Here is a 26,092-nt window from a genome sequence, read left to right as displayed (position 1 = left end):
GGGCAACAAAAAACCCGCCGAAAGGCGGGTTTTTCGCAAGACGGTGAAACCGATCAGCGCTTCGAGAACTGGGTGGCGCGGCGGGCTTTGCGCAGGCCGACCTTCTTGCGTTCCACTTCACGGGCGTCGCGGGTCATCAGACCGGCTTTGCGCAGTTCGGGCTTCAGGGTTTCGTTGTATTCCACCAGGGCGCGGGCGATGCCCAGACGGATGGCGCCGGCTTGGCCGGTGATGCCGCCGCCTTCGACGGTCACGGAGACGTCGAACTGTTCGGAGGTCTGGGTCAGCTCCAGCGGCTGGCGCACGATCATGCGCGAGGTCTCACGGCCGAAGAATTCGTCGATGCCGCGGCCGTTGATCACGATGTTGCCCGAGCCCTTGCGCAGGAACACGCGGGCGGTGGAGGATTTGCGGCGACCGGTGCCGTAGTTTTGCTGTGCAGCCATGGTGGTGTCCTATCTGCCTTAGATATCCAGCACTTGCGGCTGCTGGGCGGTGTGGGGGTGCTCGGAGCCTTTATAGACCTTGAGCTTCTTGAACATGGCGCGGCCCAGCGGGTTCTTCGGCAGCATGCCCTTGACCGCGGTTTCGATCACGCGTTCCGGATGCGCGGCCAGGGCCTGCGACAGGTTTTCCGACTTCATGTTGCCGACGTAGCCGGTGAAGCGGTAGTACATCTTGTCCTGCAGCTTCTTGCCGGTCACGGCGATCTTGTCGGCGTTGATGACGACCAGGTAATCGCCGGTGTCCACGTGCGGGGTGTACACGGGCTTGTGCTTGCCGCGCAGGCGGCGGGCGAGTTCCGAGGACAAACGACCGAGGGTCTTGCCGCTGGCATCGATCAGATACCAGTCCTGCTGGACGGTTTCGGGTTTGGCGCTGACGGTCATGGCTTTCATGACGGGCTCCAACAAAATCAAGTGAATAAGAAGCGGAATGATAACCCGCTTTCCGGCCACGCGCAAGCCCCCATGCCGGCCATGTTAGGATTCGGTCATGGAACCCGCCCGAACCGCCGACCGTGCCGCACTGGCCCAGCAGTGCGTCAGATGCGGGCTGTGCCTGCCGCACTGCCCGACCTACCGCTTGACCCGTACCGAGGCCGAGTCGCCGCGCGGCCGCATCGCGCTGATGGCGGCGATGGCGGCCGATTCCGGGCTGTCCGGCCCACACCCGACGCTGGACGCCTGCCTGGGCTGCCGGCGTTGCGAAAGCGCCTGTCCGGCCGGGGTCGAATACGAGAACCTGCTACTGCAGACCCGGCGCACGGCGCCGCCGCGGCTACCCTGGCGCGCAGCCGCCGCGCTATGGCTGATGGGCCATAAATCCTGGCTGAACGCGGCCCTGCAGCTCTACCGTCGGTTTTTCCCGCTGCTGCCCCGCGCTTGGCGGCCTTTGCCGCGGCCGACGCAAGCCCGCCCGGCGGCGGCTAAAGCCCGGAACGCCGGCACGGCGGTGTTTTCCGGTTGCATCGCCGACCGCTTCGAGGCCGGTGCACGGCAGTCGCTGTTGCGCCTGCTACAGGCCGCCGGCGAGCCGGGCGTGGTTCCCGAAACGCAGAACTGCTGCGGCCAGGCGGCGCGCCATGCCGGACGGGGCGCCGAAGCCGACCGGCTGACGGCCGCCAACCGCGCCGCATTCGCCGGCCACGAGCGCGTGCTGGTGCTGGCCAGCGGCTGCCATGGCGCATTGGCGGATAGTCTGCCGGTGCCGGTGATGGACGCCGCCGTGTTTCTGGCGGAACGCGCCGATGCGTTGCGTTTCCGTTCCGCGCAGGGCCGGCGCGTGGCCGTGCACACGCCCTGCAGCGCCGCATTCCACGGTTCGCAACAGGCGGTGCGCGCACTGTTGGCGCGCATTCCGGACTTGGATCTGGTGCCATTGCCGGATAGCGGCTGTTGCGGCGCGGCCGGCCTGCATCAACTCGCCGCCCCCGCGCGGGCGGCCGCCCTGCGCGCACCGGTCGCGGACGCCGTGGCGGCGGCCGGGGCGGATACGCTGTTGTCGTCGAACATCGGCTGCCGCCTGCATCTGGCCGACGGCACCGGCGCGGCGATCCGGCATCCGCTCGAATTCATGGCAGAATATCTGGATGACGCTTGAACGCCGCCCGTCCCGAATCGACCACCTGCTCGGCGAACTGCAGCACGCGCTGAACACCACCAGCGGCGCGGTCAGCCGCTCCGCCCACGGCCCGGCGCCGCGCGCCAATCCGGCCGGCGCGGAACGCGATCTGGAGATGTCGCCGGCGCAGATCCGCCACAGCGCGGGGCTGATGCGCATCAACCACACCGGCGAGGTCTGCGCCCAGGCGCTATACCTGGGCCAGGCGCGGGTAGCGGACAGCGCCGAGACCCGCGAGCAACTGCTGCACGCCGCCGACGAGGAAGCCGACCACCTGAGCTGGTGCGAAGCGCGCCTGCGCGAGCTGGACGCCCGCCCCAGCCTGCTCAATCCGCTCTGGTATCTGGGCAGCTACGGTATCGGCTTGGCGGCCGGCCTGAAGGGCGACGGCTGGAACCTGGGCTTCGTCTCGGAGACCGAGCGCCAGGTGGAAGCGCATCTGGTCGAGCATCTGGATACCTTGCCGGCCGAAGACCGCCGCAGCCGGGCCATCCTGGCGGTGATGAAGGACGATGAGATCCGGCACGCAGAGCACGCCGAACAACACGGCGCGCGCCGGCTGCCGCCGCCAATTCCGCAGCTGATGGCGCTGAGTTCGCGCCTGATGAAGGCCGTGGCCTACCGCCTCTGAACATGAAAAACCCCGCCAAGGCGGGGTTTTCGCAAACACGGGGACGCGGCGCTCAATCGGCCAGGTTGCGGCCGTGGTACAGCTCTTCGATCTCGCGGCGGACCTGCAGCTCGATGCGCTGGCGCTCCTTGAAGCTCAGGCTCTTGGCCTTGCCTTCGAACAGATAGGTGTCGAGGTCGAACTCCTTGACGTGCATCTTGGTGTGGAACAGGTTCTCCTGGTACACGTTGACGTCCATCATCTCGTAATGGGCCTTGATGTCGCGGGTCAGGAAATCCTGGATCGAGTTGATCTTGTGGTCGATGTAGTGCTTCTTGCCTTTGATGTCGCGGGTGAAGCCGCGCACGCGGTAATCGGTGACCACGATGTCGGAGTCGAAGCTCTCGATCAGGTAATTGAGGGCTTTCAACGGCGAGATCACGCCGCAGGTGGCGACGTCGATGTCGGCGCGGAAGGTGGCGATGCCGTTGTGCGGATGGGTCTCGGGATAGGTGTGCACGGTGATGTGCGACTTGTCCAGGTGCGCGACCACCGCGTCGGAGATCAGCTCCTTGCCGGCCGCCTTCTTGTCGATCACCGGCTCTTCCGAGATCAGGATGGTCACCGAGGCGCCCTGCGGATCGTAATCCTGGCGCGCGACGTTGAGGATGTTGGCGCCGATGATATTGGCCACTTCGGTCAGGATCTGGGTCAGGCGCTCGGCGTTGTAGACCTCATCGATGTACTCGATGTAGCGCTGGCGCTGGTCTTCCGACGCGGCGTAACAGATGTCGTAGATGTTGAAGCTCAGGGACTTGGTGAGATTGTTGAATCCCTGAAGGCGCAACCGGGGCAGCGGCTTGACCAATGCGGTATCCTCGAAAGGGGTGGAATATGAGGCGCAATTATCGGGCATTTGCCCCCAAATGCAAGCCCTTTCTCGGCCGGACGGGCCATTGTTGAGCCTTCGGTCACGAAAAGGGTAAGCTAATGGCCTGGCTTCCCTTTCCGGAGCGGCGATGAACGAGCTGAGTATTCCCGAATCCGTGGCCCCGCTGGAGCCGATCAGCAGCCCGATGGCGCTCGACCGGGCCGCGCTGGCGGCCTTCCTGAGCCATACCCACAAACGCAAGTACCGCGCGCGCACCGACGTGTTCCGTCCGGGCGAGCCGGCCAAAAGCATGTTCTACGTGGTCAGCGGCTCGCTGGCGATTCTGGCGGAAGAGTCCGACGGCCGCGAACTGCTGCTGGCCTACGTGCATCCGGGCGACTTCATCGGCGCCACCGGCGTGTTCTACAAGACCCGTACGCGCAGTGTGATCCTGCGCAGCCGGAGCGCCTGCGAACTGGCGGAAATCGGCTACGAACAGCTGCACCAGCTGTGCGAGTCGACGTTGGCGCCGGAATGCCCGAAGCTGATGTTCGCCATCGGCGCGCAGATCTCGCGCCGGCTGATGGAAACCACGCGCAAGGCCAGCCGCCTGGCGCACTTGGACGTCGCCAACCGCATCCTGCGCGCCCTGCACGACCTGACCCGGGAACCGGACGCCCTGCAGCACGCCGACGGCTGGCAGATCAAGGTATCGCGCCAGGAGCTGGCGCGCATCACCGGCTGTTCGCGCGAGATGGCCGGACGCGTGTTCAAGCAGCTGCAGGAGCAGGGCCTGATCCACGCCCGCGGCAAGACCGTGGTGGTTTTCGCGAAGCGTCAGTAGAACAGCGCGCGCAGGGCCGCGCCGGGATCGTCGGCGCGCATCATCGCCTCGCCGACCAGGAACGCATGCACGCCGTGGCCGCGCATCAGCTCGACGTCCGCGCGCGCCAGGATGCCGCTTTCGGTGACCAGCAGCCGGCCTTCAGGCACCTCCGGCTTGAGCGCGAGCGTGGTCTGCAAGTCGAGTCCGAAGGTGCGCAGATCGCGGTTGTTGATGCCGACCAGCGGCGAGTCGGCGCGCAGGGCGCGGCGCAGCTCGTCGGCGTCGTGCACCTCCAGCAGCGCGTCCATCTGCAGCATCTTCGCCAGCAGCGCATAGCTCTGCAGCTGGGCGTCGCTCAACGCGGCCACGATCAGCAGCACGCAGTCGGCGCCGAGCGCGCGCGCCTCGTAGATCTGGTACTCGTCGACGATGAAGTCCTTGCGCAGCACCGGCAGGCCGCAGGCCTCGCGCGCCTGCTTCAGGTAGACGTCGCTGCCCTGGAAGAAATCGACGTCGGTCAGCACCGACAGGCAGGCCGCGCCGCCGGCCTCGTAGCTGCGGGCGATGTCGGCCGGCGCGAAACGTTCGCGGATGACGCCCTTGCTCGGGCTGGCCTTCTTGATTTCGGCGATCACCGCCGGTTCGCCGGCGGCGATCCTGGCCTGCAGCGCGGCGGCGAAGCCGCGCGGCTCCGGCATGGCGTTGCAGCGCGCGATCAACTCGGCCTGCGGCACGTAGCCGCGGCGCATCGCCACTTCCTCGTGCTTGCGCGCCAGGATGCGCTGCAGGATGTCGGCCATCAGCGGGCGCCCAGCAGGCGGGTGGTTTCCACGAACTGCGCCATGCGGGCGGCGGCCGCGCCGGAATGCATCGCGGCGACGGCTTTTTCCAGGCCCTCGGCGATGCTGCGCGCCTGACCCGACACGTACAACGCGGCGCCGGCGTTCAGCGCCACGATATCGTGCGCGACGCCGGAACCGGCATCGAGCGCCGCCATCAGCATGGCCTTGGACTCCTCGGCGTTCTCGACGCGCAGGTTGCGGGTCGAGGCCATGGCCAACCCGAAGTCCTCGGGATGGATCTCGTATTCGCGGATCTGGCCGCCGCGCAGTTCGCCGACCAAGGTGGCGGCGCCCAGCGAGATCTCGTCCAGTCCGTCGCGGCCGTACACCACCATGGCGCGCTCGGTGCCCAGGCGCTGCAGCACGCGCACCTGGATGCCGACCAGGTCGGGATGGAACACGCCCATCAGCACGTTCGGCGCGCCGGCCGGGTTGGTCAGCGGCCCGAGGATGTTGAAGATGGTGCGCACCGCCATCTCGCGGCGCACGGCGGCCACGTGCTTCATGGCCGGATGGTGGTTGGGCGCGTACATGAAGCCGATGCCGGTGCGGTTCAGGCACTGGCCGACCTGCTCGGGCGACAGCTCGATGTCGGCGCCGAGCGCCTCGAGCACGTCGGCGCTGCCGGACTTGGACGACACGCTGCGGTTGCCGTGCTTGGCGATCTGGGCGCCGGCCGCGGCCGCCACGAACATCGAGGCGGTGGAGATGTTGAAGGTGTGCGCGCCGTCGCCGCCGGTGCCGACGATGTCGACCAGGCCGACGCCGGGCGGCGTCGGCACCTTGACCGCGAACTCGCGCATCACCTGGGCCGCGCCGGTGATCTCGCCGATGGTCTCCTTCTTCACCCGCAGGCCGGACAGGATGGCCGCGGTCATCACGTCGGAGACCTCGCCGCGCATGATCTGCCGCATCAACGCGACCATCTCGTCGTGGAAGATCTCGCGGTGTTCGATGATGCGCTGCAGCGCTTCCTGCGGTTTCATGCGGTTCCTCGTTCGGCGTGCTGGGCCAGGAAATTGCGCAGCAGGTCGTGGCCGTGCTGCGTCAGGATGGATTCGGGATGGAATTGTACGCCCTCGACCGGCAGCGTTTTGTGACGGAGCCCCATGATCTCGTCGATGCCGCCGTCGGCGTCTTCGGTCCAGGCGGTGATCTCCAGGCAATCCGGCAGGCTGTCGCGCTCCACCACCAGCGAATGGTAGCGGGTGGCCTCGAACGGAGACGGCAGGCCGGCGAAGGCGCCGGTACCGTTATGGTGGATCATCGAGGTCTTGCCGTGCATGATGGTCTTGGCGCGCACCACCTTGCCGCCGAAGGCCTGGCCGATGCTCTGGTGGCCGAGGCAGACGCCGAACACCGGGAAACGGCCGGCCAGCCGCTCGAGCACCGGCACGCAGATGCCGGCTTCGTTCGGGGTGCACGGGCCGGGCGACAGCACGATGTAGTCCGGCGCCAGCGCCGCCACGTCGTCGACGCCGAGGGCGTCGTTGCGCACCACCTGCACCTCCTGCCCCAACTCGGCCAGGTAATGCACCAGGTTGTAGGTGAAGCTGTCGTAGTTGTCGATCATCAAAAGCATGGCGGGAACCCGTGTTTCAGGCATTCATTATCGCATGGCGGCGTGAGGGCGCCGTGCTCAATACGCCGCCAAGCTGCGGATGTCGGTCTGGATCGGCGCCAGGCGCTGACGGCCGGCCAGAAACCCGAGCTCGACCAGGAAGCTGAAGCCGGCCACGTGCGCGCCGGCATCCTGCAGCAGCAGGGCCGCGGCCTCGGCCGAGCCGCCGGTGGCGAGCAGGTCGTCGTGCACCAGCACGCGTTGGCCCGGTTGCACGGCGTCGCGGTGCATCTCGATGGCGGCCACGCCGTATTCGAGCTCGTAACTTCGGGTGATCTTCTCGGCCGGCAGCTTGCCGGCCTTGCGGATCAGCACGAACGGCTTTTCCAGGCGCAGCGCCAGCGCGTTGCCGAACAGGAAGCCGCGGCTCTCGATGCCGGCGATGGCGTCGATGCCGACATCCCTGTACTGCGCGGCCAAACCGTCGAGGATGGCGTTGGCCAACGCCGGCTGCAGCAGCAACGTCGAGATGTCCTTGAACAGGATGCCGTCCTTGGGGAAATCCGGCACGTCGCGGATGCCGGCCTTGATGCGGGCTTGAAGATCCACCATCACGCTCCGATTACAGGCCCAACGCCGCCTGCTGCACGGCGCGCAGCAGGGCGCGGCCCTTGTTCAGGGTCTCCTGCCACTCCATCGCCGGCTGCGAGTCGTACACGATGCCGGCACCGGCCTGCACGTGCAGACGGCCATTCTCGATGACGGCGGTGCGGATGGCGATGGCGGTGTCGGTGTCGCCCCACCAGTTGATGTAGCCGACCGCGCCGGAATAGATGTGGCGCTTGTGCGGCTCCAGCTCCTGGATGATCTCCAGCGCGCGGATCTTCGGCGCGCCGCTGACCGTGCCGGCCGGGAACACGGCGCGGAAGATGTCGGCGAAGCCGAGGCCGTCCTTGAGCCGGCCCTGCACTTCCGAGACGATGTGCATCACATGCGAGTAGCGCTCGATGACGAAGCGCTGCGGCACCGTGACCGAATTCGGCTCGGCCACGCGGCCGACGTCGTTGCGGCCGAGGTCGATCAGCATCAGATGCTCGGCGCACTCCTTGGCGTCGCCCAGCAGCTCGGTTTCCAGCGCGGCGTCCAGCGCGGCGTCGGCGCCGCGCGGCCGGGTGCCGGCGATCGGGCGCACGGTGACGCGGCCCTGCTTGGCGCGCACCAGGATCTCCGGCGAGGAACCGACCACCTGGGTGCCGCCGAAATCCAGGAAATACATGTACGGCGACGGATTCAGCGCGCGCAGCGCGCGGTACACATCGACCGGACGGGCCTTGAACGGCACGCTCATGCGCTGGCTGAGCACCACCTGGAAGGCGTCGCCGGCCTTGATGTACTCCTGCGCCTTGCGCACCGCGGCGGTGAACTCGGGCTCGGAGAAACCGGACACGAAATCGGCTTCGTCCACCAGGGACGGATGCAGCACGTCCGGATAGCTGCGGCCGGAATGGCGCAGGCGATACACCAATTCATCCAGCCGGCGCTGGGCGCGGGCGTAGGCCTGCGGCTCGGCCGGGTCGGCGTGCACGATCAAGTACAGGCGGCCTTTGAGGTTGTCGAACACCGCCACTTCCTCGCTCAGCAGCAGCAAGGCGTCGGGCACGCCGAGCACGTTCGGCTTGCCGGCGTCCTTCAGCTTCGGCTCGATCCAGGCGATGGTCTCGAACCCGAAATAGCCGACCAGACCGCCGCTGAAATCCGGCAATTCCGCCAGTTTCGGCACGCGGTAGCGCGCGCGCAGGTCGTCGACCTTGGCCAGCGGATCGGTCAGCGTCTCGGCGGCCACGGTCACGTCCAGTTCGCGTTCTTCGAACGCGTTGCCGCGGAAATGGAAGCTGCGCTTGGCCGGCAGGCCGATGATGGAATAGCGGCCCCAGGTCTCGCCGCCCTCGACCGATTCGAACAGATAGGTGTTCGGGCCATCGGCCAGCTTGAGGTACACCGACAGCGGCGTATCGAGGTCGGACAGCACCTCGCGCACCACCGGAATGCGGTTGTAGCCTTCGGCGGCGAAGGCCGCGAACTGCGTCGGCGTGCTCATGCGGCGGCGTCGATTTCGGCGCGCATGCGGCGGATGACGTCGGCGTAATCGCCGGCGCCGAAGATCGCCGAACCGGCCACGAAGGCGTCGGCACCGGCCGCGGCCACCGCGCCGATGTTGTCGACCTTGACGCCGCCGTCGACCTCGAGCCGGATCAATCGGCCGCTTTCGCGGATGCGTTCGCGCACGCCGCGGATCTTGTCCAGCGCCTGCGGGATGAAAGCCTGGCCGCCGAAGCCGGGATTGACCGACATGATCAGCACCAGGTCGAGCTTGTCGAGCACGTGGTCGAGCACGTTCAGCGGCGTGGCCGGATTCAACACCAGACCGGCCTGGCAGCCCTGCTCCTTGATCAGGCCGATGGTGCGGTCGACGTGCTCGGAGGCCTCGGGATGGAAGCTGATCAGGCTGGCGCCGGCCTTGGCGAAATCGGGGATGATGCGGTCGACCGGCTTGACCATCAGGTGCACGTCGATCGGCGCGGTGACGCCGTGCCCGCGCAGGGCGTCGCACACCAGCGGCCCGATGGTGAGGTTCGGCACGTAGTGGTTGTCCATCACGTCGAAGTGCACCCAGTCGGCGCCGGCGGCGAGCACGGCATCGACTTCCTCGCCGAGTTTGGCGAAGTTGGCGGACAGGATGGACGGGGCGATGATCGGTTTCATGGCGGCTCTCACGCGCCTTGGCGGCGCTTGCGGATGGCTTCGTAGGCGGCGTTGATCTCGCGGGCGCGGGTCTCGGCCAGGGCTTTGATTTCGGCGGCGGCGTTGGCCACCTTGTCCGGATGGTAATCCGACATCTTGCGCCGGTAGGCGGCATCGATCTCGTCCATTGACGCGTCCTCGGCCACGCCCAGCACGGCGTAGGGATCGGGCTCCGCCGCGTCCGGCTTGGGCTCGCCGCGGCGGGCGCTGAACAGGCCCATGTCGTACAGATGGCCGATGGCCAAGCCCAGCAGCACCAGCTGGAAACGGCGGGTCAGCAGGCCGAGCAGAGCGCCGATGAGTTTGCCTTTCCACGCGTTCATCGGCGGCATCCGGGTTGGTTTGCGTACCAGGCCGACAGCGCCTGGATGTCCTTGGGCTGCAGGGTGTTGGCGATGGAGTTCATCACCGGATGCTTGCGGCTGCCGCTGCGGTAGGCTTGCAGGGCCGAGGCCAGATAGGCCTGGTGCTGGCAGCGCAGAATCGGGTTGGCCGGAATGCGGCTCTGGCCGTCGGCGCCGTGGCAGGCGGTGCACTGCCCGGATTTGGCCGGCGCCTTGCCCGGATTTTGGGCGATGGCGGCGCTGGCCAGGCCCAACAGCACCGGCAGCAGGAACAGGGGGGGGAGGCGTGTCATACCGGTATTCTAGCAGTCAGCCGCGGCGCTTAGCGGTACAATACGCGAAGTCCGCGAACTCCGAAGGCTTCCTGTGGCGACCACCCTGCACACCTCCGACCTGGCCTTGCCCCTGTTGCACCGCGGCAAGGTCCGCGACGTCTACGGCCTGCCCGGCAACCGCCTGCTGATGGTGGCCTCCGACCGGCTGTCGGCGTTCGACGTGGTGCTGCCCGACCCGATTCCCGGCAAAGGCGAGATGCTGTGCCAGATTTCCAACTTCTGGTTCGACAAGACCGCACACCTCTGCCCCAACCACCTGACCCACCAGCCGGTGGCGCCGGAACTGCCGGCCGGCACCGACGCCGCGCTGTACGCCAAGCGCTCGGTGGTGACCAAAAAGCTGAAGCCGCTGCCGGTCGAGGCCATCGCCCGCGGCTATCTGATCGGTTCGGGCTGGAAGGACTACCAGGCCACCGGTGCCGTATGCGGCATCCGCCTGCCGGCCGGTCTGCGCCAGGCCGAGCGCCTGCCGGAACCGATCTTCACCCCGAGCACCAAGGCCGCGGTCGGCGACCACGACGAGAACGTCGGCTTCGAGGTGGTGGTCGACAAGATCGGCGCCGAACTGGCCGAACAGGTGCGCGCCAAGACGCTGGAGATCTACGCCTTCGCCGCCGACTATGCGCTGACGCGCGGCATCATCATCGCCGACACCAAGCTGGAATTCGGCTTGGACGAACACGGCACCCTGCACGTGATGGACGAGATGCTGACCCCGGATTCCTCGCGTTTCTGGCCGGCCGATACCTACCAGGTCGGCATCAGCCCGCCCAGCTACGACAAGCAATACGTGCGCGACTACCTGGAAACCCTGGACTGGAACAAGACCGCGCCCGGCCCACGCGTACCGGCCGGGATCATCGCCGCCACCCGCGCCAAATACGCCGAGGCCCTGCTCCGGCTCGCCGACCTCACCGTGGAGTAAGCCATGCGCCGCATCGACGAACTGCTCAGCAACTATTCCAACGACCACCGGAACCCCGCCAACCAGCGCATGCATCTGGTCTGCGTGCCGCTGATCGTCTGGACAGTGACCGCGCTGGCCTGGTGCATTCCGGTGCCGGGCAGCTGGTTCAAGCCCGGCGTCTGGTTCGCGGTGATCGCCCTGCTGGCCTGGAGCTATTACTGGAAGCTGTCGCGGCCGCTGGCCGTGGGCGCCCTGCTCGGCTTCGTCGCCTTCGGCTTCATCAACCACGCCATCGCCACCCGTTTCGGCATGCCGGCGCTGCTGCAGACCGCCGTCACGGTGTTCGTGCTGGCCTGGATCGGCCAGTTCATCGGCCACAAGTGGGAAGGCAAGCGTCCGAGCTTCCTGACCGACATGGTGTACCTGCTGATCGGTCCGCTGTGGACCCTGAACAAGCTCTACAAGAAGGCCGGCATTGCCGTCTAAGGCGACGCGGCTGAGCGGCGCCGAACTCGGGCTGGTCACGCTGATCTGCCTGGCTTGGGCCGGCAACTTCATCACCTCGAAGCTGGCGCTGGCCGAATTCCCGCCGTTCCTGTTCACCGCTCTGCGCCTGCTGCTGCTCACCGCGCTGCTGGGCGCGTTTTTGAAATTGCCGCCGCGCGCGGTCTGGCCACGGCTGACGGCCGTGGCCCTGTTCAACGGCGTGCTGCACTTCGGCCTGAGCTTCTGGTCGCTGAAGCTGTCGCGCAACATCGCCTCGCCGGCCATCGTGATGCAGAGCTATGTGCCGATGGTGGCCCTGCTCGGCTGGTGGCTGCTCGGCGAACGCTTCCACTGGCGCACCGGCACCGCCATCGCGGTCAGCTTCCTGGGCGTGCTGGTGCTCGGCCTGGATCCGTCGATCCTGTCCGATCCGCTGCCGCTCGGGCTGATGCTGCTTTCGGCGCTGTTCATAGCGCTCGGCACCATTGCCATGCGCGGCCTGCAGATGGACCTGATCCAGCAGCAGGGTTGGACCGCAGCCATCGGCCTGGCGCCGATCTGGCTGCTCAGCCTCTGGCTGGAAGGCGATCCGGTGGCGCACATCCAAGGCGCCAGCCTGCAGGCCTGGGCCGGCGTGCTGTACGCGGCGCTGATCGCCTCGCTGGTCGGGCATGGCCTGTTCTTCGTGCTGATCAAACGCCACCCGGTGGCGATGATCACGCCGTACCTGCTGACTGCACCGCTGCTGGCGGCGCTGCTCGGCGTCTGGCTGCTCGGCGACCAGGTCGGCATCCGGGTCTGGATCGGCGGCGCGATGGTGTTGTCCGGCGTGCTGGGCGTGGCCCTGCGCAATCTGAAGAAAGCCAAACCGGAACCGCCGGTGGCGGCGGATCTGGTCTGATCAAAGCGCGCAACGAAAAGGGCCCTTGCGGGCCCTTTTCGATTACAGCTGGGCGACCCAGTCGTCCTTTTCCTTCGGACGCAGCAGCCAGCGGCACAGCGCCGGCAGGAACACGATGGCGGCCAGCATGTTCACCACGAACATGAAGGTCAGCATGATGCCCATGTCGGCCTGGAACTTCAGGTCGGAGAAGATCCACATGGCCACGCCCACCGCCAGCGTCAGCGCGGTGTAGAAGATGGCGATGCCGGTGGTCTTGAGCGCGATGAAGTAGCTTTCCGACAGCGTGCGCAGGTGCTCCTGGCCCTCGTTGAACTCCTCGCGGGTCAGGCGGCCGTCGGCGTCGCGGTCCAGGCCGTCGAAGTGCGCGGCGGTCGCGGTCTGCGCGTCCGGATGCGCGCCGCCGTCCTCGAGATGGCCGTGCTTGAGCGCATGCAGCTCTTCCGGGGTCACCGAGAAGTCGCGGTCCTTGTCGGCGGCCACGAACTCGATGCGGTGGCTCATCGCCTCGCGCATGCGGGCGAAGATGTAGATGCCGTAGTCGACGCCGATGCCGACGCCGAGCGCCACCACCGTCAGCGTGTTGACCTTCATGCCGATGTCCAGCTGCACCATCAGGCTGTGGCCGAGCTCGGTCACCATCATCAGCGGCAGCGCCACGCACAGCGCCGCGCGCCAGCTCTTGAAGCTGATCCAGCACATGGCGAACACCGCGCCGTACAGCAGCCACAGGATCAAATGCTCCTTCTCGCGGACGGTGTCGTTGGTCGCCGCCTGCACGCCGAGCGGACCGGTGGCCATGCGGAAGTTGACCTGGTCGGTGACGTAGTTCTCGCCGTTCTCCTGGGCCTTGGCCACGGCGGCGTCGCGCTTGGCGGCGAAGCCCGGCTCATAGGCGTTGTTGTCGTCGCGGAACTTCTTGGTCTCGGCCACGATGCGGTCGATGGTGGTCGACTTGTGGTCCTTGGTGAAGATGGTCACCGGCATCGCCGAGCAGTCGGCGTTGAGCAGGCCAGAATCGGTCTCGAAGCTCTGCGTCGACTGGCGCAGGGTGTCCGGATCGCGCGGCAGCACCTTCCAGCGCGGCGAGCCGTCGTTCCAGCCGGCGTTGACCTGCTTGGCCGCCATCGGCAGCGTGATCACCTGCTCCACGCCGTCGACATTGGCCATGTGCCAGGCGTAGCGGTCGATGGTCTCCATCGCCTTGTAGCTGGTGGTGCAGGCCGAGGGACCGGCCTCGACGATGACGTTCATGGTGTCGACGCCGAGCGCGAACTTGCTGCTGATCAGCTCGGCGTCTTGGTTGTAGCGCGCTTCCGGGCGCAGTTCGGCCACGCCCTGCTGGGCGTCGCCGATCATCACCTTGTTGCCGTGCCACCAGGCGATCGCCCAGACCACCGCGCCGATGGCCAACACCGTGGCGGCGGCGTTCGGACGCGACAGCTTGGACAGCGCGGCCCAGATCTTGTCGAACTGGGTCAGCTGGCGCAAGCGGAACTCGCGCTTCTTGTCGAGCTTGCGCAGCTTGGTGTAGCTGAGCAGGATCGGCAGCAGCACCAGGTCGGTGATGATGGTCAGCGCCACGCCGACGGTGGCGGTGATCGCCAGCTCGCGGATCATCTGGATCGGGATCACCATGATCGCGCCGAAGCCGATGCAGCCGGCCAGCAGCGCAACCGTGCCCGGGATCAGCAGCGCGTGGAAGCTGCGGATGGCGGCGGTTTTCGGATCGACCGCGTGCCGCGCCTTCAGCCGCAGCTGCTCGACGGTGCCGTCCTCCAGGCCGCCGAAGAAGATCTCGCCGCGGAAGCGGTTGATCATCTGTTCGCCGTGGCTGACCGCGATGGCGAAGATCAGGAACGGCGTGAGCATGTTCATCGGATCGATGCCGAAACCCATCAGCTTCAGCGCGCCCAGCATCCAGACCACCGAGACCAGCGCCGACAGCACGGTCAGCGAAGCCAGCTTCATCGAACTCGAGTACAGGTACAGCAGCAGCCAGGTGAAGGCGATGGTGATCAGGAAGAACTTGATCACGCTCATCGCGCCGTCGGAGATGTCGCCCACCATCTTGGCGAAGCCGATGATGTGAACCGTGGTGTTCTCGTTCTCGTACTTGGTGCGGATGGCCTCCAGCTGCTTGGCCACGGCCTGGTAGTCGAGCTTGTTGACCTCGCTTTCCGGGATCAGGTCGGCCCAGACCATCGAGCCGGAATAGTCCTTGGCCACCAGCCGGCCGGTGATGCCGGCCTTGACGATGTTGTCCTTGATCTTCGCGAACTGCTCCGGCGTGGCTTCGAAGCCCTCGAGGTTCGGGGTGAAATCCTGGGGAATCACGTTCTCGCCGGACAGGCCGTCCTCGACCACTTCGATGTAGCGCACGTTCGGGGTGAACAGCGAGCGCGCCTTGGCGTCATCGGTGGCGTCCAGGTTGATCACGTCATTGGTGACGTTCTCCAGGGTGGCCATGTACTCCTTGGAGAACATGTTGCCGTCCTTGGCCATCACCGCGATCAGTACGCGGTTGGCGCCGCCGAAATCGGCCTGGTAGTCGGTGAAGGTGCGCATGTACTCGTGCTGCAGCGGCACCTGTTTGTTGAAGCCGGCGTCCACCTTCAGCTGGCTGGCGAAATACGCCATGGCCGCGGTGACCAGCACGAAAACCGCCAGCACCAGGGCGCGGTTTCCGAAGACCAGACGTTCCGCGAGGCGTTCGAATCGATTCATGGCTGTTCCTTCACTGTACTTTGGCGCTGACGGCGCCGAGGTCGGACGTCAGCAGATAGCCGCCGTCGGCGGCGACCGCCGCCGACAGCGCCGGCACCTGGCCGGAGCCCAGCTGGATGTTCGAGGCGCTGAACGCCTGCGCGCCGGCGCGGCGCGCGAGCAGCGTGCCGTTGCTGCCGACCAGCACCACGGTGCCGTCGGGGCCGACGGTGCCGCCGATCAGGCTGGTTCCGGTGCCGCTGTCGACCTTGCGCCAGCTGCCGCCGGCGTCGTCTGATTCATACACGTTGCCGCGCAGGCCGTAAGCCAGGACCTTCTCGCCGCCGAGCGCGAGCAGGCCGAACATGGAGCCCTCGTACGGCAGTCGGATCTTGCTCCAGCTGGCGCCGCCGTCGGCGGAACGGAAGCCGGCGCCGCGCTCGCCCATCACCAGCAGCATGCCGGCATCGGTGCGCGCGATGGCGTTCAGGTGCGGATCGGACTCCGCGGCCAATTCCAGCATGCTGTCGTCGAACACGCCGGAGTCGCTGGCGGTCGCCACCGGCGCCACGGCCGCTTCGCCGGCGACGCTGAGCGCCGTCCAACTGGCGCCGCCGTCGACGGTCTTCAGCAGCAGGCTGTAGGCGCCCACGGCGTAGCCCTCGTTGGCGCTGAGGAACAGGGTGTCAAGGATCGGCGAACCGTTGGTCGGCTCCCGGCTGTCGGCCGACCACGGCTGCACGCGTTGGCGTTGCCAGGTCTTGCCGCCGTCGGCGGAGTGGATGATGACGCCGTCATGCCCGGCGGCCCAGATCGACGCCCCCTGCGCGCTGACGCTGGTCAGGGTCGAACGGGTCGGAACCTTGGCCTGGGTCCATGTCTTGCCGTCGGCGGAGACCAGCACGTGGCCGCGTTCACCGACCGCGACGAAACCGTCGCCGGTGCCGGCGATGTCCAGCAGCAGGCTGTGCGCCGCTTTCGGCAGAATCTCGGAATCGCTGATGGACGGATCGCCTTGAGCGGCGTCGAGGCCGGCCGCCAGCAGCGGTAGCGCCAAAAAGGAAACGGCGCCAACGATGCGCCATGGGTGTTGCGGCTTGTCAGCCATTGGAATCTCCCCCGGGGAAATGAGCTGCGGAAAAAGCCGCGCCCGAAGGCGCGGCTTTGGGGATCAACGGACGCCTTCGTTCCGGAGGTTGGCCGGCGTGTAGTCGCTCGGCGCGCTTTGGAATCCGAAGTTGAACGGCTTGTCTTCGTTGTCGAGCAGACCGGCGATGTAGCGGCCCGACTTCAGGTCGTGGTGGGTCTCGATGGTGGCCCAGAACACCGGCACTTCGTAGTAGTTCACCGACGGGGCTTCCGAGTAACGCCACAGCTTGCCCTGGCCGTCGTAGTGGTCGATCATCAGGATCTGCCAGCTGTCCTCGTCCACATAGAAGGTGCGGCGCGAGTTGATGTGGCGCTTGCCGGGCTTGAGCGTGGCGTCGACCACCCACACGCGGTGCAGTTCGTAACGCAGGTAATCCGGGTTGAGGTGGTTCGGGCGGATCAGGTCCTTGACCTTGGTGCTGCCGCTGTGCGCCTTGTACGCGTTGTACGGCACGTACATCTCGCGCTTGCCGACCAGCTTCCAGTCGAAGCGGTCCATGGCGCCGTTGAACATATCGGTCATGTCGTTGGTGCGCAGGCCGTCGGTGGCGGTGCCGGGGTTGTCGTAGGCGACGTTCGGCGCCAGGCGCACGCGGCGTTGGCCGGGATTGTAGACCCAGGCCTTGCGCGGCGAAGCCACCGAGTTGAGGCTTTCGTGCACCAACAGCACCTGGCCGGCCAGACGCGCCGGACCCAGCACTTCCTGCTTGAAGTACAGCAGGATGCTGTTGATGTTTTCGGTGGTGTTGCCCGGCTTGTAGTACAGACCCAAGCCGTCTTCACGCAGACGGATCAGGGTGAAGGCGCCGGACGCGGTGGGCGCGGCCTGGTTGGCGAAGCGCGAGAACGACACGCCCTTGTACTTCAGCTTGTGGTTCCAGATCACTTCGTAGCCGTTCTGCGGAATCGGGAACGGGATGCCCTCGGCGCAGTTCTTGACGCCTTCGCCGTTGGCGACCAGCTGACACTGGGTGGCGTTGCGCTTGGTGAACTCATAGGTGCGCTGCGGGCTGGAAGCCGAACGGCGGGTCGGATAGACGTTCATTTTGAAGGTGCGGTACTTCGCGAACATCGCCTCCTGGCCGGGCGACAGCTGGTCCGAATACTGCTTGTAGTTGGCCGGGGTGATGGCGAACTGGACCTTGTCGTCGGCGAACGGATCCGGGTGGAACATGCCGGCCTTGTAGCCCGCCGGCGGACGGGTGATGCCGCCGGTCCAGGCCGGGATGGCGCCGCCGTTGCCGGCCTTTTCGGCGCCGAGCGGGGTCAGGCTGCCGCCGAGCTGGGCGGCCTTGTCGGCGCTGACGGCGGCCGGGGCACCCTGCGCGAGCAGGAGGCCCGCGCCGGCCAATACGGCCAACGCGGTCTTGTTGCGGATTGCTGCTTTCATTCGTAATTCCCTCCCAGGATGCTTAGAACGAGTATTTCACGGAGAACGAGTAGAAGTCACGGTCATAGATCTGGTTGAGCTGGCCGGCGCCGGAGAAGCCGGTGTAGCTCAGGTCGAACACCCAGCTATTGAGGTAGTTGGCTTCGACGCCGACCGTGATCGACTTGCGGCCCTCCAGGAAGTTGCCGCCCGGGCCCGGGGTGATGCCCTTGACGTCGTGGTTGAACGCGATGCGCGGCGACAGGGTGATCGGGGTGCCGAACACGCTGTTGTAGTCGGCGCGGGCCGCGATGCGGTAGCCCCACGAGAAATCGGTCGGGAAGCCGTCGACCGTGGTGACCGGGTTGCGCAGCGCGCCGGCGTACAGCGGGTTGTTCAGGGCCGCGTTCAGGGCGGCCAGCGCGGCCCCGTTGGTGGCCGGGTTCGGGTTGGCGTTCCAGGCCGAGATCAGCGGCAGCAGATCGTTGATCAGCGACACGCCGCCGCCGGTGTCGGTGCCTTCGCCTTCATAGCGCAGCACGGACGGATCCGGCAGGTTGACCCAGGTGCCGCCGATTTCACCGACCAGGGCGATCTGGTCCGCGCCCAGCATCTGGCCGAAGGCCTTGGTGAAGGTGGACTGGAACTGGGTCACTTCATGCTCGCGCCAGCCTTGGATGAACTGGCCCGGATTGACGTTGGTGCAGTTCGGCAGCAGCTGGCTGCAGAACCAAGACGCGCGCGGCGCGCCGCTGGCCTGGAGGGCCAGGTTGATCGGGCTCAGGGCCGCGAACAGCAGTTCGACGTCGTCGACCTGCAGCGGCATGTTCGGACGGTAGCTGACCTCGCCTTGCCAGGCGATGCCGGCCGGCAGGGTGGTGTTCCAGCTGACGCCGAACAGGTGGATGTCTTCCGGATATTCGACGATCAGGCCGGCCGAGTTGGCGGCCGGAGCCGGCAGCACGGTGGTCACCGCGCGGCCGGACAGCAACGGCAGGCGGCTGTGGTAGTTCATGGCGTAGAAGCCGAACTCGGTCTGGTTCAGGGCTTCGGCGTACCAGCGCAGGGCCAGACCGAACTGGCCGGAATCGCGGGCTTTACGGTCGGCCAGACGCGGGCCGGCGACGCCGCAGGCGGCGGCCAGCAGCTGGGCGGCGGTGGTCGGGCCGTAGATGGCCGACAGCTCGGCGAAGCGGTCGGAGTTGGCCACGTTGGCCTGACCGGCGGCCGGCTGGCCGACGATGCAGGTGCTGGCGTAGTTTTCCGGGTTGTTCACCGGCTGGGTGACGGTGCCGAAGCCGAGCATGATGTAGGTGCCGCCCGGCGAGGCGAAGTCGTTGGTGCTGAAATAGGTGCCCGAGGGATCGATTTCGGTCGGCTTCCAGTCGAACTGGTAATAGGCCTCCATCGACAGGTTGTCGGTGAACTTGGTCGAAGCGAAGAGCATGTTGGTCGGCAGGAACGCTTCCTTCAGCTCGGCACCGGCCACGCGCAGGCGCGAGACGTCGACCGGATTGACCACGTTGATGCCGTTCTGGATGAAGGTGCTTTCGCCCCAGCTGACCACCTGCTTGCCGAAGCGGATGCTGCCGGACACTTCGTCGTTGGCGCCGAGCGCGTAGTTCTTGTAAACGAAGGCGTCGTACAGGCGGAAGTCGCTGGCGACCTTCTGCTCGGCTTCCTTGGCGAAATCGTTGCGGTCGCTGTTCTCGAAATCGTAGAAGTAGCTGGCCCGGCTGAAGAAGCCCCAATCGCGCCAGCTCATTTCCAGCTCGGAGGTGACCTTGAAGGCGTTGGAGAAGGCGTCGCCTTTCTCGTATTTGACGTTGCCGTCGTCGCGGTTGACCGACCAGCGGCCCGGCGCGGCGGCCTGCGCGGCGGAACCGGGGAAGGCGCCCAAGCTGTTGAACGGCGCGGAGGGCGTGGTGCCGGCCAAGGCGATGGCGGGGTTGATGGTGGCCTTCGCGACCAGGCCGTCGGCCGGATCCTCGGTGCGGACGGAAATGCCGTAGGACACGGTGGTGTCCAGACTGCCCTTGAGCTCGCCTTTCTCGAATTCGAACGCCTGCGCCATCGGGGCGGCGAACAGACCAAGGGCGACCGCGGCGGCGAGCGGCGAACGGTAGACCAAACGTTGGATTTTCTTCATGGGTGCATTTCCCGGTTTTATGTTGAGTTTCCGAACCACGACACTCCAAGGAAATTAGAGTGTTTCGTCTAACGCAGTATTAAATATTCGTTAGAAAAGCGCAATACCTTCTCGTATGGACTTTTTGTGATGAATTTCACGATTTTTTGGGGCTCGGCAGAGCAATTTTCAGGACCACGAAACCGAGCAGGGCCGAGAACAGGGAGCCGCTCAGGATGCCCAAGCGATGGGTCAGCTGGTAGTCCGGGTGGTCGGCGCCGAAGGACAGGGAGCCCACGAACAGGCTCATGGTGAAGCCGATGCCGCATAGGGCGGCCATACCGAACAGGGCCGCAGGCCGGATCGTGCGGTCGAATTTGGCCCACCCCAGGCGCAGGCACAGCCAGATGAAGCCATACACGCCGAGCAGCTTGCCGAGCAACAGGCCGAGCGCGATGCCCAGCGGCACCGGCGCCAGCAAATCATCCAAGCCCAGCCCGGCCAGCGGCACGCCGGCGTTGGCGAAGGCGAACACCGGCAGGATCACGAACGCGACCCACGGGTGCAGGGCGTGCAACAGGGCCTCCGAGGAACCGTCGCGCGCGCCCTTGCCGAGCGGAATCATCAGCCCCAGCACCACTCCGGCCAAGGTCGCGTGCACCCCGGAATTGAGCACCGCCAGCCACAGCAGGAAACCGACGAACAGGTACAGGCCGAGCTGGGTGACCTTGGCGCGGTTGAGCGTGTACAGCACGCCGACCAGGGCCAGTGCGGTGACCAGCCCGACCAACGACAGCTCGCCGGTGTAGAACACCGCGATGATCAGGATCGCCCCGAGGTCGTCGGCCACGGCGATGGCCAGCAGCAGCATCTTCAGCGCCAACGGCACGCGCGGGCCGAGCAGCGACAGGATGCCGAGCGCGAACGCGATGTCGGTGGCGGCCGGGATGGCGGTACCGCGCATCGCGGCGGCGTCGCCCCAGTTCAGCGCGGCGTAGATCAGCATCGGCACCGCCATGCCGCCCAACGCGCCGACCACCGGCAGGGTGATGTTGGCGCGGTCGGCGAACTGGCCTTCGACCAGCTCGCGCTTGAGCTCCAGGCCGACCACCAGGAAGAACACCACCATCAGGCCGTCGTTGATCCAATGCGAGACGCTCTTGTCCAGCGACAGCGGGCCGAAACCGAGGGTCAGCCTGGCGTGCAGCCACGCCTGGTAATCGGCGGACAAGGCCGAATTGGCCACCACCATCGCCACCACCGTGGCCAGCACCAGCACGATGCCGCCGGCGGCCTCCATCTTCATGAACGCGTTCAGCGCGGCCAGGGCGCGGCGGTGCATGGCGCGGTCGGCACGGGTCTCGGTCATCGATTGTCTCCAATGGGTTTGAGCCTGATTATAATCGCAGCATCACTCTTCGAACGCCGTCATGACCGTATCGCGCTTTTTCCGCTGGACCGGCCCCGTTGCCGCGCTCTCCGCCTATGCCGTGGCCACGGCGGGCGGCATGCCGTTCGCGTTCTCGGCCACGCTGGCGCTGACCGTGCTGTGCGCGTTGTGGTGGATGAGCGAGGCGGTCGATCCGGCATTCACCGCGCTGCTGCCGCTGTCGGTGCTGCCGACGCTCGGCATCCTCGACGCCAAGCAGGTGGCGCAGAGCGTCGGCAACGAACTGATTCTGCTGCTGATGGGCGGCTTCATGCTGTCGCGCGCGCTGGAAGGCACCGGCGCGCACCGCCGCCTGGCCTACGCCATGGTCCGCGCGGTCGGCGGCGGCTCCGGACGCAGCCTGGTGTTCGGCTTCACTTTCGCCACCGGTCTGATCAGCATGTGGATCTCCAACACCGCCACCGTGCTGATCATGCTGCCGGTGGCCTACGCGGTGATCGAGGAATATCGGGACGCGCGCCTGGCGGTGCCGCTGGTGTTGGCCATCGCTTACGCCGCCAGCATCGGCGGCCTGGGCACACCGATCGGCACGCCGCCGAATCTGGTGTTCATGCAGCAGTACGAACAGGCCACCGGCACCGCCTACGCCTTCAGCGACTGGATGAAGGTGGGCGTGCCGCTGATCGCCGTGCTGCTGCCGATCCTGGCCTTCGGCCTGTCGCGCGGGCTCGCCGGCAGCCCGCCGGCGCAGCTGCCGGCGATCGGTCCCTGGCGCCCGGCGGAAAAACGCGTGCTGGCCGTGTTCGGCCTGACCGCCCTGGCCTGGACCACCCGCGCGGCGCCGTTCGGCGGCTGGAGCGCGTGGTTCGGACTGCCCAACGCCAACGACGCCGGCATCGCGCTGGCGGCGGTGTCGGTGATGGCGCTGCTGCCCTCGGGCGAACGCGACGGCAGGCCGCTGCTGGAGTGGCGCGCGGCTTCGAACATCCCCTGGGGCGTGCTGCTGCTGTTCGGCGGCGGCATCGCGCTGGCCACCGCGTTCCAGGAAAGCGGCATCAGCGACGCCATCAGCAATGCCTTGGTTTCGGCCCGGCACCTGCCGGTGTTCGCGATGATGGTGATCATCATCGGCAGTGTGGTGCTGCTGTCGGAAATCGCCAGCAACACCGCCACCGCGGTGCTGCTGATGCCGATCCTGGCCGCGGCCGCGAAGGGCCTGGGCATCGAGCCGGCGCTGCTGATGCTGCCGGCCGCGATGGCGGCGAGCATCGGTTTCATGCTGCCGGTGGCGACCGCGCCGAACGCGGTGGCCTACGGTTCCGGCCTGATCTCCAACCGCGACATGCTGCGCGAAGGCTTCTGGCTCGACATCGTCAGCGCCTTGGTGGTGTGCGCGGTGTGCTGGGCGGTGCTGATCTGAGGAGCGAGGGGCGGACGCGTTGGTCCGCCCCTACCGGTCTCACTTTTTCTTGGGAACGTACAGGTCGGTGATGCTGCCGTCGAACACTTCCGCCGCCATCGCCACCGTCTCGCTCAGCGTGGGATGCGGGTGGATGGTGTGGCCGATGTCGCCGGCCTCGCAGCCCATCTCGATGGCCAGCGCGATCTCGGCGATCAGATCGCCGGCATGCGCGCCGACGATGCCGCCGCCGATGACGCGGTGCGTGGCCGGATCGAACAGCAGCTTGGTGAAGCCTTCGGTGCGGCCGATGCCGATGGCGCGGCCCGAAGCCGCCCAGGGGAACTTGCCGAGCTCATAGGCGATGCCTTTGGCCTTGGCTTCGGTTTCGGTCAGGCCGACCCAGGCGATTTCCGGATCGGTGTAGGCCACCGAGGGGATCACGCGCGCGACCCACTCGCGCTTGTGGCCGGCGGCCACTTCCGCCGCCACCTTGGCCTCGTGCGTGGCCTTGTGCGCCAGCATCGGCTGGCCGACCAGGTCGCCGATGGCGAAGATGTGCGGCACGTTGGTGCGCATCTGTTTGTCGACCGCGATGAAGCCGCGCTCGCTCACCTGCACGCCGGCGTTCTCGGCCTTCAGCTTGCCGCCGTTCGGGCTGCGGCCGACCGATACCAGCACGCGGTCGTAGTCCGTGCCCGAGGGCACGGACGCGCCTTCGAATTCGGCGCTGAGCGCCTTCTTGCCGGCGGTGACTTTCGCGACCTTGCAGGACGTGTGGATGGCCACGCCGCGCTTCTTCAGCAGCGCCTGCAGCGGCTTGACCAGATCCGGATCGGCGCCGGGCATCAGCTGATCCATGAATTCGACCACGGTCACCGCGCTGCCGAGCGCGGAATACAAGCAGGCCATCTCCAGGCCGATGATGCCGCCGCCGACCACCAACAGGCGCTTCGGCACGTCCTTGAGCATCAGCGCGCCGGTCGAGTCCATCACCCGCGGGTCGTCCCACGGGAATGCCGGCAGCTTCACCGGCTGCGAGCCGGCGGCGATGATGCACTGGGCGAAATCGACGGTTTCGACGCCTTGCGCGGTATTCACCGACAGGCGGTTAGCCGATGCGAACTCGGCCGTGCCGGTAAGCGTACGCACCTTGCGCTGCTTGGCCATGCCGGCGATGCCTTTGTTCAGGGTACCGACGGTCTTTTCCTTGTGCGCACGCAACTTGTCGAGGTCGATCTTGGCCTCGCCGAAGGCGATGCCGTAATCGGCCGCGTGGCGCGCCTCTTCGATGACGTTGGCCGCGTGCAGCAGGGCCTTGGACGGAATGCAACCCACATTCAGGCAGACACCGCCGAGCTCGGCGTAGCGCTCGACCAAAATCACGTCCATGCCCAGATCCGCGGCGCGGAAGGCGGCGGTGTAGCCGCCCGGGCCGGAACCGATGACTACCAGCTGGCATCGGTGGTCGGCGTCGCCGGCCGATACCGGCGCAGGCTGTAGGGGCGCCGCTGCTACGGTTTGGACGGCCGCAACGTTGACGGGCGCGGCGGCACTGGGCGCAGCCAGCGGCGCCCCCACGGTTTGGATGGGTGCGGATTCCAGTAGCGCGATGACATCGCCCTCACTCAGGGTGTCGCCGAGTTTGACTTTCCATTGCGTCAGCACGCCGCCGGCGCTGGCCGGCACTTCCATCGTGGCCTTGTCGGATTCGAGCGTCAGTAGACCCTGGTTGGCGGCGACGGTATCGCCCTCCTTCACCAGGAATTCGATGACTGCGGCGCTGCCGCCGATATCGGGCACTTTCAGTTCAATCGCGGCCATGGCGTCAGACCAGCAGACGGCGCAGGTCGGCGAGGACCTGGGCCAGGTAGGCGGTGAAGCGTGCGGCGGCGGCGCCGTCGATCACGCGGTGGTCGTACGACAGCGACAGCGGCAGCATCAGCTTCGGCGCGAACTCGGCGCCGTTCCAGACCGGCTTGGTCTGCGCTTTGGACACGCCGAGTATGGCGACTTCCGGCGCGTTGATGATCGGCGTGAACGCGGTGCCGCCGATGCCGCCGAGCGAGGAGATGGTGAAGCAGCCGCCCTGCATGTCGGCGGCGGTCAGCTTCTTCTCGCGCGCCTTGGCGCTGATCTCGGCCAGTTCGCGCGAGAGCGCCAGCAGGCCCTTGCTGTCGCAGTCGCGGATGACCGGCACCACCAGGCCGTCGGGCGTATCGACCGCGATGCCGATGTGGAAATAGCGTTTCAGTACCAGGTTGTCGCCGTCGAGCGAGGCGTTGAAGGCCGGATACTTCTTCAGCGCCGCCACCACGGCCTTGATCAGGAACACCAGCGGCGTGACTTTCACGTCTTTATGTTCTTCGCCGAGCTTCTTGCGGAACAGCTCCATCTCGGTGATGTCGGCTTCGTCGAACTGGGTGACGTGCGGGATCATCGCCCAGTTGCGCGCCAGGTTGGCGCCGGACAGCTTCTTGATGCGCGACAGCGGCTCGGACTCGACCGGGCCGAACTTGGCGAAATCGACCTGCGGCCAAGGAATCAGGTTCAGGCCACCGCCGTTACCGGCGACCGCGGGCGCCGCACCGCCGGCCAAGGCGGCCTTCACGAAGCGCTGCACGTCTTCCTTGCTGATGCGGCCACCGCGCTCGCTGCCGTTCACCTGCAGCAGGTCGACACCCAGCTCGCGGGCGAACACGCGCACCGCCGGGCTGGCATAGGGCACCTTGCCCGGCACCAATTCGCCGTTATCGAGCTGGTGCGTGGGCGACTTCGCCGGCGCGGGCGGCATGGCGGCGGCTACGGGCGCCGGCGCGGCAACCGGCTTGACCGGCGCGGCCGGCGCTTCGGGTGCTTTCGCAACGGCCGGCGCGGGCGCGGCAGACGCGGGAGCCGTGGCGGCGGTTTGGATGCGCGCCACCAGATCGCCGGCGGACAGCTCGTCGCCCAGCTTGGCGAGGATATCGGTGATCACGCCGTCGACCGGCGACGGCACTTCCATGGTGGCCTTGTCGGATTCGAGCGTGAGCAGGCCCTGGTCCTTTTTCACCGACTCGCCGACCTTCACCAGGATTTCGATGACCGGTACGCCGGAATCGCTGCCGAGGTCGGGCACGCGGGCTTCAATCAATTCGGACATAACGCATCCTCTGGAGTAAGGGCTCTATTGTCGCCCGAGACGGCCGGCTTGCCAATGGCGGCGGCATTCAGGCAAAAAAACTCCCGCCGGGGCGGGAGCTGAGGAAAGTGGCGGACCAGGCCGGATTTCGGCCGAGCGCGGATCGTTCCCAGTGTAGGCCGGCGCCGGCGCCGGGGCATGTGCCGAATGGCATGACCGGA

At 66.9% G+C, this 26,092-nt stretch carries 25 protein-coding genes; 7 read left to right on the top strand and 18 right to left on the bottom strand.

Translation table 11 applies throughout. From position 1 onward, the window contains the following. Positions 1 to 53 precede the first annotated feature (53 nt). Together rpsI and rplM are read right to left on the bottom strand one after the other, a co-directional pair. Positions 54 to 446 (bottom strand): 30S ribosomal protein S9, encoded by a 393-nt coding sequence (rpsI, locus tag IEV56_RS04735; protein WP_188448309.1) that lies wholly within the window; start codon positions 444 to 446, stop codon positions 54 to 56. A gap of 18 nt (positions 447 to 464) precedes the next feature. Next, entirely contained in the window at positions 465 to 890 is a 426-nt protein-coding gene (rplM, locus tag IEV56_RS04730; protein WP_188449345.1) for a 50S ribosomal protein L13, read from the bottom strand. Positions 891 to 996: 106 nt separating this feature from the next. Here rplM and IEV56_RS04725 point away from each other — a divergent pair, with 106 nt between their 5' ends. Beyond that, positions 997 to 2,103 carry a (Fe-S)-binding protein gene (locus tag IEV56_RS04725; RefSeq protein ID WP_188448307.1) on the top strand — a complete coding sequence of 369 codons (1,107 nt, stop codon included), beginning with the start codon at positions 997 to 999 and terminating at the stop codon, positions 2,101 to 2,103. Next, positions 2,093 to 2,755 (top strand): 2-polyprenyl-3-methyl-6-methoxy-1,4-benzoquinone monooxygenase, encoded by a 663-nt coding sequence (coq7, locus tag IEV56_RS04720; protein ID WP_188448305.1) that lies wholly within the window; start codon positions 2,093 to 2,095, stop codon positions 2,753 to 2,755. The genes IEV56_RS04725 and coq7 overlap by 11 nt, the downstream gene beginning before the upstream one ends. A gap of 52 nt (positions 2,756 to 2,807) precedes the next feature. Here coq7 and speD read toward each other — a convergent pair whose 3' ends face one another. Further along, positions 2,808 to 3,602 (bottom strand): adenosylmethionine decarboxylase, encoded by a 795-nt coding sequence (gene speD / locus IEV56_RS04715; protein WP_188448303.1) that lies wholly within the window; start codon positions 3,600 to 3,602, stop codon positions 2,808 to 2,810. Positions 3,603 to 3,753: 151 nt separating this feature from the next. On the opposite strand from speD, the gene crp reads away from it, so the two are divergent. Continuing rightward, a complete protein-coding gene (crp, locus tag IEV56_RS04710; RefSeq protein ID WP_188448301.1) occupies positions 3,754 to 4,449 on the top strand; it encodes a cAMP-activated global transcriptional regulator CRP in 696 nt (231 codons plus the stop codon). Here crp and trpC read toward each other — a convergent pair. From trpC to IEV56_RS04670, 8 genes are read right to left on the bottom strand one after another with little or no spacing between them, the layout of a single operon-like run. Then, on the bottom strand, positions 4,443 to 5,231 hold the full coding sequence (gene trpC / locus IEV56_RS04705; protein WP_188448299.1) for an indole-3-glycerol phosphate synthase TrpC: 789 nt from the start codon (positions 5,229 to 5,231) through the stop codon (positions 4,443 to 4,445). The genes crp and trpC overlap by 7 nt on opposite strands. Next, on the bottom strand, positions 5,231 to 6,259 hold the full coding sequence (gene trpD, locus IEV56_RS04700) for an anthranilate phosphoribosyltransferase (protein WP_188448297.1): 1,029 nt from the start codon (positions 6,257 to 6,259) through the stop codon (positions 5,231 to 5,233). Before trpD ends, trpC begins: the two co-directional genes overlap by 1 nt. Next, on the bottom strand, positions 6,256 to 6,855 hold the full coding sequence (locus IEV56_RS04695; RefSeq protein ID WP_188448295.1) for an anthranilate synthase component II: 600 nt from the start codon (positions 6,853 to 6,855) through the stop codon (positions 6,256 to 6,258). Before IEV56_RS04695 ends, trpD begins: the two co-directional genes overlap by 4 nt. A gap of 57 nt (positions 6,856 to 6,912) precedes the next feature. After that, positions 6,913 to 7,443 carry an adenine phosphoribosyltransferase gene (locus tag IEV56_RS04690; protein WP_229730186.1) on the bottom strand — a complete coding sequence of 177 codons (531 nt, stop codon included), beginning with the start codon at positions 7,441 to 7,443 and terminating at the stop codon, positions 6,913 to 6,915. Positions 7,444 to 7,456: 13 nt separating this feature from the next. Next, on the bottom strand, positions 7,457 to 8,932 hold the full coding sequence (gene trpE, locus IEV56_RS04685; RefSeq protein WP_188448292.1) for an anthranilate synthase component I: 1,476 nt from the start codon (positions 8,930 to 8,932) through the stop codon (positions 7,457 to 7,459). Beyond that, positions 8,929 to 9,597 carry a ribulose-phosphate 3-epimerase gene (gene rpe, locus IEV56_RS04680; RefSeq protein WP_188448291.1) on the bottom strand — a complete coding sequence of 223 codons (669 nt, stop codon included), beginning with the start codon at positions 9,595 to 9,597 and terminating at the stop codon, positions 8,929 to 8,931. Before rpe ends, trpE begins: the two co-directional genes overlap by 4 nt. An 8-nt stretch (positions 9,598 to 9,605) precedes the next feature. Next, positions 9,606 to 9,959, bottom strand: coding sequence for a J domain-containing protein (locus IEV56_RS04675; RefSeq protein WP_188448290.1), 354 nt, complete (start codon positions 9,957 to 9,959; stop codon positions 9,606 to 9,608). Further along, complete coding sequence (locus IEV56_RS04670; RefSeq protein ID WP_188448289.1) at positions 9,956 to 10,273, bottom strand: c-type cytochrome; 318 nt, start codon at positions 10,271 to 10,273, stop codon at positions 9,956 to 9,958. The genes IEV56_RS04675 and IEV56_RS04670 overlap by 4 nt, the downstream gene beginning before the upstream one ends. A 73-nt stretch (positions 10,274 to 10,346) precedes the next feature. Between IEV56_RS04670 and IEV56_RS04665 the strand changes: the two genes are divergently transcribed. From IEV56_RS04665 to IEV56_RS04655, 3 genes are read left to right on the top strand one after another with little or no spacing between them, the layout of a single operon-like run. Then, entirely contained in the window at positions 10,347 to 11,240 is an 894-nt protein-coding gene (locus IEV56_RS04665; protein WP_188448288.1) for a phosphoribosylaminoimidazolesuccinocarboxamide synthase, read from the top strand. A 3-nt stretch (positions 11,241 to 11,243) separates the two neighbouring features. Continuing rightward, positions 11,244 to 11,708, top strand: coding sequence for an Mpo1 family 2-hydroxy fatty acid dioxygenase (locus tag IEV56_RS04660; protein ID WP_188448287.1), 465 nt, complete (start codon positions 11,244 to 11,246; stop codon positions 11,706 to 11,708). Beyond that, a complete protein-coding gene (locus IEV56_RS04655) occupies positions 11,698 to 12,609 on the top strand; it encodes a DMT family transporter (protein ID WP_188448286.1) in 912 nt (303 codons plus the stop codon). Before IEV56_RS04660 ends, IEV56_RS04655 begins: the two co-directional genes overlap by 11 nt. Before the next feature lie 42 nt (positions 12,610 to 12,651). On the opposite strand, the gene IEV56_RS04650 is transcribed toward IEV56_RS04655, so the two are convergent. The 5 genes from IEV56_RS04650 to nhaA form a co-directional block, all read right to left on the bottom strand. Next, entirely contained in the window at positions 12,652 to 15,336 is a 2,685-nt protein-coding gene (locus IEV56_RS04650) for an MMPL family transporter (protein ID WP_188448284.1), read from the bottom strand. Between the two features lie 10 nt (positions 15,337 to 15,346). Then, positions 15,347 to 16,423, bottom strand: a complete 1,077-nt coding sequence (locus IEV56_RS04645) for a WD40/YVTN/BNR-like repeat-containing protein (protein ID WP_188448282.1) — start codon at positions 16,421 to 16,423, stop codon at positions 15,347 to 15,349. 63 nt (positions 16,424 to 16,486) lie between these two features. Then, positions 16,487 to 17,854: a DUF1329 domain-containing protein gene (locus IEV56_RS04640; RefSeq protein ID WP_188448280.1), complete on the bottom strand. Its 1,368-nt coding sequence runs from the start codon at positions 17,852 to 17,854 to the stop codon at positions 16,487 to 16,489. 22 nt (positions 17,855 to 17,876) lie between these two features. After that, positions 17,877 to 19,982, bottom strand: a complete 2,106-nt coding sequence (locus IEV56_RS04635) for a DUF1302 domain-containing protein (protein WP_188448277.1) — start codon at positions 19,980 to 19,982, stop codon at positions 17,877 to 17,879. A 136-nt stretch (positions 19,983 to 20,118) separates the two neighbouring features. After that, complete coding sequence (nhaA, locus tag IEV56_RS04630; protein ID WP_229730185.1) at positions 20,119 to 21,330, bottom strand: Na+/H+ antiporter NhaA; 1,212 nt, start codon at positions 21,328 to 21,330, stop codon at positions 20,119 to 20,121. A gap of 61 nt (positions 21,331 to 21,391) precedes the next feature. Between nhaA and IEV56_RS04625 the strand changes: the two genes are divergently transcribed. Then, positions 21,392 to 22,771, top strand: a complete 1,380-nt coding sequence (locus tag IEV56_RS04625; RefSeq protein ID WP_188448274.1) for an SLC13 family permease — start codon at positions 21,392 to 21,394, stop codon at positions 22,769 to 22,771. A 39-nt stretch (positions 22,772 to 22,810) separates the two neighbouring features. On the opposite strand, the gene lpdA is transcribed toward IEV56_RS04625, so the two are convergent. Both lpdA and aceF read right to left on the bottom strand, forming a co-directional pair. Further along, positions 22,811 to 24,574 (bottom strand): dihydrolipoyl dehydrogenase, encoded by a 1,764-nt coding sequence (gene lpdA, locus IEV56_RS04620; protein ID WP_188448272.1) that lies wholly within the window; start codon positions 24,572 to 24,574, stop codon positions 22,811 to 22,813. Positions 24,575 to 24,578: 4 nt separating this feature from the next. After that, a complete protein-coding gene (gene aceF / locus IEV56_RS04615; RefSeq protein ID WP_188448270.1) occupies positions 24,579 to 25,892 on the bottom strand; it encodes a dihydrolipoyllysine-residue acetyltransferase in 1,314 nt (437 codons plus the stop codon). Between the last annotated feature and the right edge of the window lie 200 nt (positions 25,893 to 26,092).

Origin of the sequence: Arenimonas maotaiensis, from assembly GCF_014638745.1 — a bacterium.
Lineage (GTDB): Bacteria > Pseudomonadota > Gammaproteobacteria > Xanthomonadales > Xanthomonadaceae > Arenimonas > Arenimonas maotaiensis.
This window is presented reverse-complemented; position numbering and strand designations above follow the sequence as displayed.